Raw genomic sequence first — 624 nt, 5'->3', positions numbered from 1 at the left:
CGGGCGGGTGGTGCGGGAGACGCCCGACGGGGTGCGGACGGCCAGCTGCCCGTCGGGGAGGAGGGTGAAGGCCCACCCGCGGGCGGAGGTCTTGATGCGGTGGTGCCGCCGGCAGAGGCAGCAGAGGTTCCAGCAGTCGGTGGGGCCGCCGTGGGCGTGGGCGGTGGCGTGGTCGATGTCGCAGCGGGCGGCGCGCCGGCGGCAGCCGGGCATGCGGCAGTGGCGGTCGCGGACGTGCAGGAAGCGGCGTTGGCCGGCGGTGGGTCGGTAGGCGGTGGTCGGTGCCGGTGGGCCGAGGCCCGGCCCGTTCGCGGGCCGGTCGGTGAGCTGGGTTTCCCGGCCGGTCGCGGGCCCGGTCGTCGGGGTGGCGGCGCCGGCGGTCCCGGCCTTGCTGCCGTGGCGGGTGCGGTGTCGGTTGCGGGTGCGGCGGCGGTGGCCGGCGGCGCGGCGGAGCCGGCTGCGGGTGGCGACGGTGATCAGCCGCCCGTCGGCGGGGTTGCCGATGGCGATCTGCACGCATCCGCCGGTGGGGGCGGCGCCGACGCCGAGCAGGTCGAGTGCGCGGAGGATCTCCCGGCACTGGGCGGCGGTGACGACCTCCCCGGCGACCTCGGCGGCCGGCTG

1 protein-coding gene is annotated in these 624 nt (G+C 79.2%); it reads right to left on the bottom strand.

Annotated features, from left to right (window positions below):
- The coding region (locus E9549_RS22865) for an HNH endonuclease signature motif containing protein (RefSeq protein ID WP_236828895.1) at positions 1 to 624 on the bottom strand (624 nt) is incomplete at both ends.

Source organism: Blastococcus sp. MG754426 (genome assembly GCF_021699055.1).
GTDB lineage: Bacteria > Actinomycetota > Actinomycetes > Mycobacteriales > Geodermatophilaceae > Blastococcus.
The sequence above is the reverse complement of the archived record's forward strand: the minus strand, read 5'-3'. Positions and strand labels throughout refer to the sequence as shown.